This is a genomic window from Nocardia asteroides (genome assembly GCF_021183625.1).
GTDB classification, from domain to species: Bacteria; Actinomycetota; Actinomycetes; order Mycobacteriales; family Mycobacteriaceae; genus Nocardia; species Nocardia asteroides_A.
Map to the genome: position 1 here is coordinate 5,754,168 of NZ_CP089214.1, position 12,683 is coordinate 5,766,850.

Annotated in this window: 12 protein-coding genes and 1 pseudogene; 2 read left to right on the top strand and 11 right to left on the bottom strand. The window is 74.0% G+C overall.

Going from position 1 to position 12,683, the window contains the following annotated elements:
* Nucleotides 1–40 precede the first annotated feature (40 nt).
* The 5 genes and pseudogenes from LTT61_RS26555 to LTT61_RS26575 form a co-directional block, all read right to left on the bottom strand.
* Nucleotides 41–1,027: an ABC transporter permease gene (locus tag LTT61_RS26555; RefSeq protein ID WP_233016744.1), complete on the bottom strand. Its 987-nt coding sequence runs from the start codon at nt 1,025–1,027 to the stop codon at nt 41–43.
* Between the two features lie 2 nt (nt 1,028–1,029).
* Nucleotides 1,030–2,652: an ABC transporter substrate-binding protein gene (locus LTT61_RS26560; RefSeq protein WP_420094701.1), complete on the bottom strand. Its 1,623-nt coding sequence runs from the start codon at nt 2,650–2,652 to the stop codon at nt 1,030–1,032.
* 26 nt (nt 2,653–2,678) lie between these two features.
* A complete protein-coding gene (locus tag LTT61_RS26565) occupies nt 2,679–3,635 on the bottom strand; it encodes an ABC transporter substrate-binding protein (protein ID WP_233016745.1) in 957 nt (318 codons plus the stop codon).
* 149 nt (nt 3,636–3,784) lie between these two features.
* Nucleotides 3,785–4,537, bottom strand: a pseudogene (locus LTT61_RS26570) (amino acid ABC transporter ATP-binding protein); the annotation flags it as partial.
* On the bottom strand, nt 4,534–5,487 hold the full coding sequence (locus LTT61_RS26575; protein WP_233016746.1) for an amino acid ABC transporter permease: 954 nt from the start codon (nt 5,485–5,487) through the stop codon (nt 4,534–4,536). The gene LTT61_RS26575 and the pseudogene LTT61_RS26570, both read right to left, overlap by 4 nt.
* Nucleotides 5,488–5,755: 268 nt before the next feature.
* On the opposite strand from LTT61_RS26575, the gene LTT61_RS26580 reads away from it, so the two are divergent.
* Nucleotides 5,756–6,403: a hypothetical protein gene (locus LTT61_RS26580; protein WP_233016747.1), complete on the top strand. Its 648-nt coding sequence runs from the start codon at nt 5,756–5,758 to the stop codon at nt 6,401–6,403.
* Nucleotides 6,404–6,422: 19 nt separating this feature from the next.
* Here LTT61_RS26580 and LTT61_RS26585 read toward each other — a convergent pair whose 3' ends face one another.
* From LTT61_RS26585 to LTT61_RS26610, 6 genes are all read right to left on the bottom strand, one after another.
* Nucleotides 6,423–6,794, bottom strand: a complete 372-nt coding sequence (locus tag LTT61_RS26585; RefSeq protein ID WP_233016748.1) for a DUF6188 family protein — start codon at nt 6,792–6,794, stop codon at nt 6,423–6,425.
* Between the two features lie 3 nt (nt 6,795–6,797).
* The gene (locus LTT61_RS26590; protein WP_233016749.1) at nt 6,798–7,955 is read right to left on the bottom strand and encodes a glycosyltransferase; all 1,158 of its coding nucleotides are present in this window, start codon (nt 7,953–7,955) and stop codon (nt 6,798–6,800) included.
* 92 nt (nt 7,956–8,047) lie between these two features.
* Entirely contained in the window at nt 8,048–8,740 is a 693-nt protein-coding gene (locus LTT61_RS26595) for an LppM family (lipo)protein (RefSeq protein ID WP_420094832.1), read from the bottom strand.
* A 128-nt stretch (nt 8,741–8,868) separates the two neighbouring features.
* On the bottom strand, nt 8,869–9,708 hold the full coding sequence (locus LTT61_RS26600) for a carotenoid biosynthesis protein (protein WP_233016750.1): 840 nt from the start codon (nt 9,706–9,708) through the stop codon (nt 8,869–8,871).
* 23 nt (nt 9,709–9,731) lie between these two features.
* Nucleotides 9,732–11,300, bottom strand: a complete 1,569-nt coding sequence (locus tag LTT61_RS26605; RefSeq protein WP_233016751.1) for a phytoene desaturase family protein — start codon at nt 11,298–11,300, stop codon at nt 9,732–9,734.
* Nucleotides 11,297–11,908 (bottom strand): GNAT family N-acetyltransferase, encoded by a 612-nt coding sequence (locus LTT61_RS26610; RefSeq protein WP_233016752.1) that lies wholly within the window; start codon nt 11,906–11,908, stop codon nt 11,297–11,299. Before LTT61_RS26610 ends, LTT61_RS26605 begins: the two co-directional genes overlap by 4 nt.
* A 259-nt stretch (nt 11,909–12,167) precedes the next feature.
* Between LTT61_RS26610 and LTT61_RS26615 the strand changes: the two genes are divergently transcribed.
* The gene (locus tag LTT61_RS26615; protein ID WP_378649580.1) at nt 12,168–12,611 is read left to right on the top strand and encodes an SAV_6107 family HEPN domain-containing protein; all 444 of its coding nucleotides are present in this window, start codon (nt 12,168–12,170) and stop codon (nt 12,609–12,611) included.
* Nucleotides 12,612–12,683 lie beyond the last annotated feature (72 nt).

Consider the following 12,683-nt stretch of genomic DNA (forward strand, 5'->3'; position numbering starts at 1 on the left):
TCCGGCCGAGCCGGTACCTCCGGCCCGGCCCTTCAGCAGCTCAACCACGGGCAGCCACCTCCTCGAGCGCGTCGCCCGCCCGCTCCCGCTCGCCGACCGTCGCGATCCGCGGGTCGAGCAGCGGGTAGAGCAGGTCGACGGCCAGGTTCACGACGACGAAGACCAGCGCGGTGACCAGCACGATCCCCTGCACCACCGGGATGTCCTGGGCCAGCACCGAGGTCTGGGTGAGCCGGCCGAGCCCCGGCCGGGCGAAGACCGTCTCCACCACCACCGAGCCGGCCAGCATGGTGCCGACCAGCACCCCGGCGATGGTGAGCGCGGGCACCGCGGCCGGCCGGGTGACGTGCCGCCACTGCACCCGGCTCCTGGAGGCGCCCTTGGCCAGCGCGACCGCGGTGAACGGTTGCTTCCACGCGGTGGCGAACCCGGCCGCGAGCACCTGCGCGATCACCGCGCCGATCGGCAGCGCCAGCGTGATCGCGGGCAGGATGGTGCCGCGCAGCCCGGAGCCGCCGAAGGCGGGCGCCACGTGCAGCCGGAACGAGAAGACCTGCAGCAGGAGCAGCCCGGTCCAGAAGGTCGGCACCGCCACCGCGATCGGCGGCAGCGCGAGCAGCGCGGTGCGCAGCCGCGGCAGCCGGGTCGTGCTCGCCGCGACCGCCACGGCGATCCCGCCCGCCAGCGCGAGCAGCAGCGCGAGGGAGGCCAGCGCCAGCGTGGACGGGAGTACCTCCACGATGGCGCTCGTGACCGGCCGGCCGGTCGCCACCGAGCGGCCGAAGTCGCCGTGCAGCGCGTTCCACAGCGCGTCCAGGTACTGCTGCCAGAGCGGCTTGTCCAGGCCGTAGCGGGCGCGCAGCTCCGCGATGGCGGCGGCGTCGACCGGGGTGTTGGCCGCGCCGCCGTCGGCCGCGATCGCCACCGGGTCGGCGGGGAGCAGGTAGAGGACGACGAAGGAGACGGTGAATGTCGCCCACAGCACCCACACCGCCTGTAGCAGCCGCATGCCCAGATAGCGGAGCACGGTCAGCGCCCGCTCAGCCAGGTGTCGAAGAACTGCAGCCGCGCCGACGCCTCGAATTTCAGGTCGTTGGTGTCCGGCCCGGCCCCGATCGCCTGCGACAGCTCGACCGTGGGAATCCACAGCCCGGCGTCGAACACCTGCCCCTGCGCGGTGCGGATGAGCTCGGCGCGGGCGGCGGTGTCGACCGTGCGCAGCTGGGCGTCGAGCGTCTGGTCCAGCGCGGGCACGGCGGCCCTGCGGTTCAGGTTGCGGCCCTCCAGCCCGAAGGTGGCGCGCAGGATGTCGCCGTCGGCCCTGGTCGAGTTGTAGTAGATCGAGTCGAAGTCGCCGGAGTTCTGCCTGGCGGTGAACTCACCCGCCGGGACCAGCTCCAGCCGCAGGTCGACGCCGACCTGGCGCAGCTGCTGCTGCACCAGCTCCAGGATCGCCTGGTTGCCGGCGAAGACCTGGCTGAAGGTGACGCCGAAGCTGAGCCGCTCGCCGTCCCTGGCCCGGATCCCGTCCGCGCCCGGCACCCAGCCCGCCCGGTCCAGCGCCGTCTTCGTCGCCGCCTGGTCGAACTTCAGCCGGGCGGAGAGATCCTGGTAGCCGGGGGTTTTCGCGCCGAGCACGCTGGTGGCGGGGGCGAACTGCGGGCCGAGCACGGTGTCGATCAGCTCCTGCCGATCGATCGCGGTCAGCAGCGCGGTGCGCACCGCGGGGTCGCGCAGCGGGCCGCGGGTCACGTTGGGCTGCAGCCCGAACACCACGCCCGGGTTGGCGGTGGTGAGCACGCTGCCGCCGGTGGCCTCGATCTGCGGGGCGTCCTGCGGCAGCGCGTCGCTCACCGCGTCCAGCTGGTCGCTGGAGAGGCTGCCGGTGCGCACCCCGGACTCCGGGACCACGGTGAACTCGATCCGGTCCAGGTAGGCATCGCCGTCGTGCCCGAACACCGCCGAGCCCCAGGCGTACCCGGCCCGCTTGACCAGCGTCGCGGAGACGTTCTGGGTGTAGGAGGCGTAGCTGAACGGCCCGCTGCCGATGATCTTCTCGCCCTGGCAGCGCTCCTCGGCCGAGGCCGCGTTGGTGGCGTCCGCGAGGATGCCGAGCTGCGAGGTCGACGACGCCTGCAGGAACTGGGCGTTGGGCCGGTCGAAGGCGATCCGCGCGGTCCGCGGGTCGACGACGCTGGTCCCGGTGTAGCCGGTCAGGTAGCTGGCGGCCAGCGGCGCCTTCGCGCCGCCGAGCTTGCCGACGGCGTCGAAGGTGCGCTTGACCGAGTCCGCGGTCACCGGGCTGCCGTCGCTGAAGGTCGCGTTCTCCGCCAGCTCGAACGTGAACGTGGTGGCGTCGGGGGAGATCTCCCAGCTCTGTGCCAGCCACGGCTTCAGCTCGCCGGTCTCCGGGTCCTGGTCGGTCAGCGAGTCGACGACCTGCCTGGTCACGTAGATCGTCTGGTTGCTGCCCGCCTGGGCCGGGTCGGCGCAGGTGGGGGCCTGGGACAGGCCGTAGCGCAGGGCACCGCCCGGCTGCGGCGGCCCGGCGGCGCCGCCGGAGCCGCCGGTGTCGCCGCCGCAGCCGGCCAGCACGGCGGTGGCCGCGGCGGTGGCGGCGAGCGCGGCGAGGGGACGGCGGTAACGAATCACTCTGCTGCTCCGGTCGTCTCGGGGGTTCATGGCTTCTTCGGCAGGCCGGGCGGGTTGATCCGCGATGCGGGCAGCGCCTCGGTCTGCAGCGACCAGCGGTCGATCACCCTGCGGTAGCTACCGTCGGCGATGGCGTGCTGCAACGCGGCGTGGATCGCGCCGATCAGGCCGTTGTCCTTGCGGGTCAGCACCGCGATCTCGCCCTGCAGCTGCGCACCGGCGCCGGAGAAGGTGGCGGCGATCTTCGACTCCCCGGTGGTGGCCGAGTGGTAGATCGCGGTCGGGTTCGGGCCGATGTAGCCGTCCAGCCTGCCGGAGGCGAGCGCCAGGTAGTAGTCACTGGTCTGCTGGAAGTAGGCGATGTCGATGGGGGCCAGCCCCTCCGCCCGGTTCTGCTCGTTCCACTTCACCAGCAGCTGCTCCTGGTTGGTGCCGGTGCCGACGCCGATTCGCTTGCCAGCCAGGCTGGTCCGGTCCCTGTACTCCAGGCCGCCCTCGGCGGGCACCTCCAGCGCGACGTTGTCCTGCCGGTAGGTGGCGAAGTCGTACTTCTCCTTGCGCTCCTCGGTGACGGTGACGTTGCTGATGAAGACGTCCACCTCACCCGAGTCGACCCGGACGAAGTTGTTCGACCAGTCCGCGACCTGGATCTCCAGCTTCAGCCCGAGCACATCCGCGACCAGCTGCGCGAAGTCGATCTCGGAGCCGACCACGGTCTTGTCGTCGGTGGCGTAGAAGCGCAGCGGCGGGGCGGTGCCCGACGATCCGGTGACCACCAGCGTGCCGCGGTCGCGGATCGCCTGCGGTACCAGCGCCGCGATCTCGTCCACCTTCGGCACCCGGACCCGGCCCTCCTGGGCGGGCGAGAGATCGAAGACGACGCCGTCGGCGGTCGTTACCTGGTCGTCCTGCTCCGGGCCGCCGCAGCCGGTGACCAGCAGGGTCACGGCTGCGACGACGCCGGCGAGGGCGGTGAGCTTCATCGGGTACCTGTTCGGATCGGGGCGCCCGGTTCCGGGCGCTCGTCGGGCTGGGGCTGCCGGTCGGCGGCCCGGTATCCATGTCGCACGAGCGGGGGCCCTGCGGGGTCACGCTGCGCTTGCGCCTGCGGGCCTGACCCGCTCCCGCGGAAGCGGGCGAGGAAAGCCCGGGTGCGGGGGTGTTCGGGGGCGTCGAGGAGCTGCCCGGGCGGGCCCTGCTCGACCACGACGCCGTCGTCCAGGAAGACCACGGTGTCGGCGATCTCGCGGGCGAAGGCGATCTCGTGCGTCACGATGACCAGCGCGGTGCCGCCGTGCGCGAGGTCGCGGATCACCGCGAGCACCTCGCCGACCAGCTCGGGGTCGAGCGCGGAGGTCGGCTCGTCGAAGAGGATCACCGGCGGCCGCAGTGCCAGCGCGCGGGCGATCGCCACCCGCTGCTGCTGGCCGCCGGAGAGCCGGCGCGGGTAGGCGTCGGCGAACCCGCCGATCCCGACCCGCTCCAGCAGCTTCCGCGCCTCGGCCTCCACCTCGGCGCGCGGCCGGTGCTGCGCGGTGCGCGGTGCGAGCGTGACGTTGTCCAGCACGGTGAGGTGGCCGAAGAGGTTGAACTGCTGGAAGACGAAGCCGATCCGGGAGCGCTGCTTGCGCACCTCGCGGTCCGGCAGCGCGTGCAGCTTGCCGCCGCGCAGCTTGTAGCCGATGAGCTCGCCCGCCACGTGCACGGTGCCCGCGTCCAGCGGCTCCAGGTGGTTGAGCACCCGCAGCAGCGTCGACTTGCCCGAGCCGGACGGCCCGATCACCGCGACGACCTCGCCGGGGCGCACGGTGAGGTCGATCCCGCGCAGCACCGGGGTGGCGCCGAAACTCTTGCGCACGCCGCGCAGCTCGACCGCGGCGGTCATCGGGTGGCCCCGCGCGGGACGTTGGTGGTGGCCTCGCGCAGCACCGCGCGCACCCGCTGCAGCGGGGTCGGCGGCAGCTCGCGGGTGGCCCCCTTGGCGTAGTGCCGCTCCAGGTAGTACTGGACCACCGAGAGCACCGTGGTGAGCACCACGTACCAGACGGTGGCCACCATGAGCAGCGGCACCACCCGGCCGTTCCGGCCGAAGATCACCTGGACCTGGTAGAAGAGCTCGGCGATCGCCATCACCGAGACGATCGAGGTGCCCTTGAACAGGCTGATCACCTCGTTGGTGGCGTTCGGCAGGATCGAGCGCATGGCCTGCGGCGCGAGCACCGTCCAGAACTGCCGCAGGCGCGGGATGCCGAGCGCCGCCGAGGCTTCCAGCTGCCCGGGGTCGACCGCGAGGTAGCCCGCCCTGATGATCTCGGCGGCGTAGGCGGCCTGGTGCAGCGCCAGCCCGATCACCGCGGCGGTGAAGCCGCTGATCACGCCGTTGACCTGGAAGTCGACGAAGGCGGGGCCGAACGGGATGCCCACCGAGAGGTGCTTGTAGAGGTACGCGATGTTGAACCAGAAGAGCAGCTGCACGATCAGCGGGATCGAGCGGAACGCCCAGACGTAGGTCCACGCGATCACCTGCAGCACCGGGTTGTTCGAGAGCCTGCCGATGGCGACGAGGGTGCCGAGCAGGAAGCCGAGCACGGTGCCCCAGAGCGTGAGCTCGATGGTGAGCTTCAGCGCGGCGAGCACCGAGTCGGCGGCGAAGTACTGCGCGAAGGTCGGCCAGTCCCAGCCCGGGTTGGTCACCAGGCCGTGCGCGAACTGCGCCACCACGATCAGCGCGGCGATCGCGACCACCCAGCGCCACGGGTGGTACTGCCTGGCGACGGCGGGCAGCTCCGGGTCGGCCTGCTGCACCGGTGGCGCCGCGGCGACGGACGCACTCATCGCGGGGTCCTCATGTGTCGTTCCTCCATCGGTCCCGGCGGTAGCTCGAGCCGAGTCATCATGCGAGCCGGTGGCGGGGGCAGCCAAGGGTAGAAATCAGCGTGAACGGAGTCCTTTGACTTTGCTTCGGGGCTGCGGAGAATGTGGGGGCCGAGGGGAGGCGTGCGCCCGCTTGCCGATTGCTGATGGTTCGCTCGGCGCGGTTATCACAGTTCTATTCGATAGCCAGGTACCGTCCGGGGCCTCACCGACGATGAGGAGTCCCACCATGCGCCTGCCGACCCGCATCCTCGCCCGCGGTGCCGCTGCCGCCGCGCTCACCCTCGCGCTGGCCGGGACGCCGGGGCTGGCCGCCGCCGCGCCCGCCCCCGGCGATCCGCTCGCCGCCTACCGCTCGATCGTCGAGACGCTCGGCGCGCTCGGCGTCCAGCCGTTCCTGTACCCCACCGCGGCGCCATTCTGCGCCGACGGCGCGCCGCTCGGCCTGGTGCCCGCGGTCGCAGGCGCGGTGCCCGGCCCGTGGCCGGGCGCGCTGCTCCCCGTCCCCGGGCTCGATCAGGCCGCGGTGCGCGCGGGCCAGGTCATGTTCACCTTCCTGCCCGCCGGGATCACCGACGGCTCCGGCATGCAGGTGCTCTGGTTCAACACCTCGACCGGCCGCGGCGGCAGCGCCGCCATGGGCCCGCTCGGCGACGTCGCCGCCGGCCTGCTCCCCGCCGGCCTCCCACCCGAACTGCGCGCCATCGCCGAAGCCGCCGTCCGCGACTTCCTCACCAGGGCCATCCCGGTGGGCGGCGTCCGCGCGGTCCCCGTCGACACCGGCCGAGGCACCGTCCTCGCCGCCGTCTTCGGCTCGGTCCGCAACGGCGAAACCTCCTGCTTCTTCCTCCCCACGGTCGGCATCATCTCCGCCTGACCGGTCTCGGCGGAGTCCGTCAGCCCGCCGTCCACACCGTCGTTTCACCGCCCGGCACGCAGACGACCCGGTAGCCGTTCGGACCGGTCAGCGACCATGCCTCGTACTTGTCGTCGGGCGGCACCACAAGCCGAAGCGCGGAGTCCAGGTCGACGGTGAGAACCCCCGAGGGGCCGACTGTCGCGGCGGTGACCGAGCCGCGCAGGGCCGATTCGAGACCGGCTCGCGTCGCGTCACCCGCTGCGAGCGACACCGTTCGGCGGTCGCCGCGCTCGGATTCGATCTGCATGGTCCCTTCGATCTGCACCACGAACCCGGCGGTAGTGACGAGCTCGACGAGGTGATCGCGGACCGTGGTCGAGATCCGCTGACCGGTGATCGGCAGTTCCATGGGTCAGCCGGACTCCGGAGCGCGCTCCGTGAGGGTGCGGTCCTTCCAGCGCAGGGTGTTGCGGGCCTTGGCGCGGTGCGAGCGGATCGAGAGGCGGGTGTAGGCGGTGACGGCCAGGGGGTGGGCGAGGGCGGAGATGGTGTCGGGGGTGGTGGGGCGGCGGCCGGTGTCGATGGCACGGGCGAGGAGGCGGGCGGTGACGGCGGCGGCGTAGCCGGCGATGCCCGCGCGGCGGGTTGGGCCGCGGCCGAGGAGGGCGGCGAGCGGTGGGAGGGTGTAGGTGAGGGTGGTGACGGCGCCGACGGCGATGGCGGCGGCGGGGGAGCCGCCGTAGGCGGACCAGAGCCAGCGGGTGTAGCCGGCGTCGAGGGCGGCGGCGTCGCGGTACATGCGGGTGCGGGCGTGCGGGCCCGCGGCGGCGACGGCGGTGCGGTGGCCGGCCCGGCGGACGGCGCGGGCCAGGTCGATGTCCTCGGTGGCGCTGGCGGCGACCACCTCGTGGCCGCCCGCGGCCAGGTAGGCGGCGGTGTCCATGACCAGGAACTGGCCGCAGCCGAGCGCGGTGGAGGTGCGCAGCCCGCGCTCGGAGAGCCGGACCGGCAGCGTCGACGCCCACGACCAGACCAGCAGCGGTTGCAGCAGCGCCTCGTAGCAGGAACCGGCCAGCTGGTGCGGCCACGGGGAGAGCAGGCCGAGGCCGTCGGCGCGCAGCGCGGTCACCGCGGCGGCGACGGCGCCGGGGGCGAGCCGGACATCGGCGTCGAGGAAGACGAGCACGGGGGAGTCGGCGAGTTCGGCGAGGCGGGCGCAGGCGGCGGCCTTGCCGGTCCAGCCGGGCGGGGGTTCGCGGTCGGAGCGCAGCACGGTGATCCGCGAATCGCCCTGCGCCGCGCGGCGGGCCGCCTCCTCGGTGCCGTCGGTGGAGGCGTCGTCCAGGATCAGCACCCGCAGGCGGGGCACGCCGGTCTGCGCGCGCAGGTCGGTGATGAGCCGGGGGAGCAGGGCGACCTCGTCGCGGGCCGGGACGCACACCGTCACCGGCTCGAGCACGGCCGCGCCCGGCGGCGGCAGCCTGCGCACGGTCAGCAGGTTGTACCCGGCGAGCACCGCGCTCAGCCCGGCCAGCGCCGCGCCCGCCCGCACCACGGTGACCGCGCGCATCCGCGGAAGAGCGCGCCGCGCGGCGCCGCCCGGCCGTGCGAAACCCGGTGCGCCGCGCCACGCCCGCGCGGCAGCGCGAAACGCCATTTCGCTCAGCGGTTCCCGCGCACCGAACTCAACCAGCGGCCGGGGGTGAACCCCTTCGGCGCGCCGGGAACCGGCGGATTGCGATCCAGGTACGCCACCGCGGCCACCATGGCGGCGACGGCCAGCGTGATACCGCCCATGATCCCGGCCCAGCCGGCGAACGAGCGGGTGTTCGGGTCGGCGTAGCTCACCTCGGCGCGCAGCGTGGAGACGTCACCGGCGGGCAGCTTCCAGGAGACCACGTCGTCGCCCTCGCGATTGCCGTTGGTCTTGGCGACCCTGGCCGGAAAGGCGACGGTGAACTGCACGTCGGAGCCGTGCGGCGGCAGCGTCTTGAGGTCGACCCGGCCGAGCAGGCTGACCAGGTCGCCGGTCCGGGTGAACTGCAGCTGGAACATGCCCTGGGTCTGCTCGGAGAGCCCGGAGAGCTGCTGCACCTCGCCGAACGAGAGATCGTCGAAGAACACCTGGCTGCCGACGTACCCGTCCTGGGTGTACGGCTCGACCCGGAGCTTGCCCGCGAGCGTTTCCGGCGCGGTGAGCTGCGGGCCCTTGTCGCCCGGCTCGACCGGGACGACCGCGGCCACGATCCGCCCGGAGACCCGGTCGTTGGAGGAGACGCCCATCGAGACCTGCGCGCGCAGGCAGCCCGCCAGCGCCGGGACCAGCAGGGTGGCCAGCAGCAGGGCGCCGATCACCCGGGTCCGGGCGACCCGGGAGCGGAGGACGGCGCGGAACCCGCGCGGGGGCTCCGGGCGGGCCGGAGCGACGGGCACGTCGGAGCGGGGACTCGGTTGCACGGCTCACATCGTGCCAGGCGCGCCGCTCAGGACGCGAAGCGACGGGCGGCCCGATCGCGCGCGAATTCCCGCACCCCGCGGACCAGCAGCGGAACACCGAGCAGCCCCATGCCGAGCAACCCGTACCCCGCGGACCACGGCAGCCCGAGAAACGCCAGGTGCGCGAGGGCCGAGCCGAGCCAGGTCCAGAGGAAGACCGCCACCGGCACCGCGGGCCCGGCGCCCGCGGCGTCCCGGCCGCGCTTCGCGCGGCGCTCGGACGCGGTCATGAGCGCGCCCATGAGCAGTGCCACCAGGAACCAGCCGAGGTAGTTGGTGAGCGGGATGGCGGGCAGCCCCGGCAGCCCGGCGTCGGTGACGCACCAGCTCCACTGGCCGTCGCCGACCATCTGCGGGTCGAGGAAGAGGTCCCAGCCGACGGCGCCCGCGGCGGTGAGCGGGATGCGGGCGAGCGGGGTCCGGCAGAGCAGCCCGGCCACCACCCAGACCGGGTAGATGCCGCCGGTCCAGGCCAGCGGGACGGCGAGCGGCACATCGGCCAGCGCGGGCGTCAGCTTGCCGACGGCGTAGCCGTAGCAGCCGAACGGGTAGCCGGTCGCGGTGCCGATCAGCTCGGAGAGCAGCCCGATCCCGGAGAGGATCGCCAGCGTGCGCAGCCCGTAGGCCGCGCCGAGCGCGGCCGCCGCGTGCGCCAGCGCGGTGCAGGCGAGCAGCACGACGACCAGCGTGGTGACCCGGTCGCGTGCGGTGCCGTCGGTGAGCGGGTAGGCGATCTGGGCCAGCACCAGCAGGAGCGCCAGCACCGCCGCCACCGGCGCGCCCTGCGCCGGCCGCAGGTTCACGCCGCGCCCGCCATCACTCCGCATCGAACGTCCGGTGTGCTCCGACCTCACCGCCGCTTGCCCCGCGCCAACCGGCGCAGCGGCCCGCCCCGGCCGAGCACCGCCTGCGCGGTCCGCCGCCCGGCGGCACCGGAGACCCCGCCGCCCGGGTGCGTGGAGGCGCCGGTGAGATACAGCCCGGGCGCGCCGGGCACGGTGCCCTTCGCCAGCTCGGGCAGCGGCCGCCACATCATCATCTGGTCCAGCGACATCTCCACGTGCATGACGTTCCCGCCGCGCAGCCCGAGCTCGCGCTCCAGGTCGAGCGGGGTCTGGGTGTAGCGGTGCTCGATCGTCTCCGCGAACCCGGGGGCGAACCCGTCGAGCTCGGCGATGATCCGATCCGCCTCGCGCTCCCCGGCCGAATCCCAGTCGCCGTCGGCGAGCCGGTACGGGTGCCACTGCGCCCAGAGCGAGAGCTGGTGCCGCTCCGGGGGCGCGATCGTCGGGTCGAGCGCGCTGAAGCTCATGGCGAGCACCACCGGCCGCGGCGGCAGCTGCCCGGCCAGCGCGGCACCGTGCGCGCCCCAGAGCGCGCGCCGGTCGCGGACGAGCAGCTGCAGCCCGGTCGCCGAGTCGGCCTGCTCCGCGCCGGGGTAGCGGGGCAGCGCGGTGGTCCCGAGCCGGACCACCATGCCGATGCCGGGCCCGACCCGGATCCGCCGCCGCCAGTCGGCCAGCGGCGCGGCGTCGAACCCGCCCGCGCCGAGCAACTCGAGCGTCTCCAGCACGTGCGCCCCGGCGACGACCGTGCCCGCCCGCAGCACCTGCCCGGACTCGGTGCGCAGCTCCCAGCCGTCCCCGTCCCCGCGCAGCGCGGCGACCGCGTCACCGGTGCGCAGCTCGCCGCCGTCGGCGCGCAGCCGGGCGGCGAGCGCGGCGGTGAGCGCCCCGCTGCCGCCGACCGCGCGCCCCGGCGGCAGCGTGTGCATGAGCGCGGCGAAGCCGATCATCGGCGCGGTTCCCGGCTCCGACATGGGCGGCCCGGACTGCGCCCCGAACCAGGCGAGCGCGGCGCGCAGCCGCTCGCTCTCGAAGGTCGCGTCCAGCAGCGCGTCCCCGGACTGCAGGAACTCCCTCGACAGCGCGGCGCCGCCGTCCGGCGCGCTGAGCCCCCAGAAGGCGCGGGCCAGCTTGCCGCCGGTGGGCGGCACGCCGAAGGCCCGCATGACCCGGGCGCTACGCGGCCCCCACACCCCGACGAAGCGGCGGTAGGCGTCGGCGTCGCGCGCGCCGCAGGCCGCCTCGATGCTCGCGCAGGTGCGCTCCAGGTCGCGGGCGAAGATCAGCGGCGGCTCGCCGGGCACGAAGGCCCACGGGTCGCAGTCGACGTAGCGCAGCCCGAACCGGTCCAGCTCGAGCTCCTCGACGATCCCGGTGTGCCGCACCATGAGGTGCGCCGACGAGCCGCGGTCCACCGCGTACCCGGGGAACCGCTCCACCGTGGAGACGGCGCCGCCGATCACCTCGTCGCGCTCGAGCACCACCACCCGCTCCCCGGCGCGGGCCAGGTAGCAGGCGGCGACGAGGGCGTTGTGGCCGGAGCCGACGACGGCGACGTCGCAGGCGGCGCTCACAGCGGCAGCGAGCGGCCGAGCACCGCGAACGGCCGGTTGTCGCCGGCGAAGACGAAGTGCCTGATCACATCGGAGAAGCCGGTGCGCCGGTAGAGCCGCCAGGCGCGGTTGTCCTCGGCCGCGACCTCGGGGGTGGAGAGCAGCACCGAGCGCTCCGGCCGGTCCTGCAGCAGCCGGGTGAGCAGCGTCGCGCCCAGCCCGCGCCCCTGCGCGGCCGGGTGCACGTGCAGCTCGGTGAGCTCGAAGTAGTCGGTGAGCAGGTCCCTGGTGGCGGGCTCGGTCCAGCCGCAGCGCCGCATCCCGGCGTGCACCTGCTGGTGCCACCACTGGTGCGGCGCGCCCCGGTAGCCGTAGGCGACGGCGAGGATCGGCGCGGAGCCGAGGTCGACCCGGCCGTACTCGTCCGGCTGCACCGCGGCGACGGCGCGCCAGCCCGGCCGGGTGGTGTGCTCGGTCCACATCGGGGCGCGGTGGTTCTCGGTGCCGCGCGGGTAGGCCATGGCCGCGACGTAGACGCCGAGTGCGTCGGGCAGCCGGGCGCGCAGGGCCGGGACCGAGAGGTCGACGATGGTCGGCGCTGGCAGGTGATCGGTGGTGGCGGCGCTCATGTCTTCCGTCGGTCGGGGGCGGCCGACGGACCTGCGCCTGCCCGCGGGATCGCGGATCCGGTCGACATGTCGGTGGCTCGCTCTATAGTCGGTGGCAATGGAATTGTTCGAATGCCTGTTCGATCTGCTGTCCATCCGGGCTGCTGCTCAGCCCCTGTCAGCACGATAGTCCAGGTGCGCGACTGTGGAGGGACCGCTGATGTCCGACGGCAATCGAACCGCCTCCGGCATGGGTGCTTCGGCCAGGGCCCGGGCCGGGATGGGGCCGCCCACCGGTGATTCGTCCGCGCGGCGCGGCCGGGCGGGCAGCCTGCTGCGGAAGGCCGACGGCCTGCTCATGGCCGCGGCGGGCGAGCCGGACCCGAGGGAGTGCTTCCGCACCGCCTACCTGGCCGCGCTGCGTGGCGCGGGCGCGGTACTCGCTTACACCGGCGCCGACACCGCGCCGCGGGCCCGCTCCCGCAATGCCTGGGTGCTGCTGCAGCGCGCCGCCCCCGAGTTCGTCATGTGGGCCGATTACTTCAGCGCGCACTCCGAACTGCGGGCCGCACTCGAGGCCGGGCTCGACCGCGAGATCGGCAGGCAGGAGGCGGTCGAGTTCCATTCCCGGGTCGGCGCCTTCCTGCACGACGTGGAAGATCTGCTGGCCAGCGCGGCCCGGCTGCGCCCCGCTCCGGGCTGGACCGGGGGAATGTCGGCCTGACCCGCCGCGGTGGTTGTGGCCGACACCCTGTGGTTATGGCCGAGTAGGTGGTACGCCCCTGATCGAACTCGT

Bases quoted from the DNA above. Each gene is read 5' to 3' on its own strand.
- LTT61_RS26565 (WP_233016745.1), bottom strand. From the start codon at position 3,635: ATGAAGCTCACCGCCCTCGCCGGCGTCGTCGCAGCCGTGACCCTGCTG.
- LTT61_RS26600 (WP_233016750.1), bottom strand. From the start codon at position 9,708: ATGCGGAGTGATGGCGGGCGCGGCGTGAACCTGCGGCCGGCGCAGGGC.
- LTT61_RS26585 (WP_233016748.1), bottom strand. From the start codon at position 6,794: ATGGAACTGCCGATCACCGGTCAGCGGATCTCGACCACGGTCCGCGAT.
- LTT61_RS26590 (WP_233016749.1), bottom strand. From the start codon at position 7,955: ATGCGCGCGGTCACCGTGGTGCGGGCGGGCGCGGCGCTGGCCGGGCTG.
- LTT61_RS26610 (WP_233016752.1), bottom strand. From the start codon at position 11,908: ATGAGCGCCGCCACCACCGATCACCTGCCAGCGCCGACCATCGTCGAC.
- LTT61_RS26575 (WP_233016746.1), bottom strand. From the start codon at position 5,487: ATGAGTGCGTCCGTCGCCGCGGCGCCACCGGTGCAGCAGGCCGACCCG.
- LTT61_RS26580 (WP_233016747.1), top strand. From the start codon at position 5,756: ATGCGCCTGCCGACCCGCATCCTCGCCCGCGGTGCCGCTGCCGCCGCG.
- LTT61_RS26615 (WP_378649580.1), top strand. From the start codon at position 12,168: ATGGGGCCGCCCACCGGTGATTCGTCCGCGCGGCGCGGCCGGGCGGGC.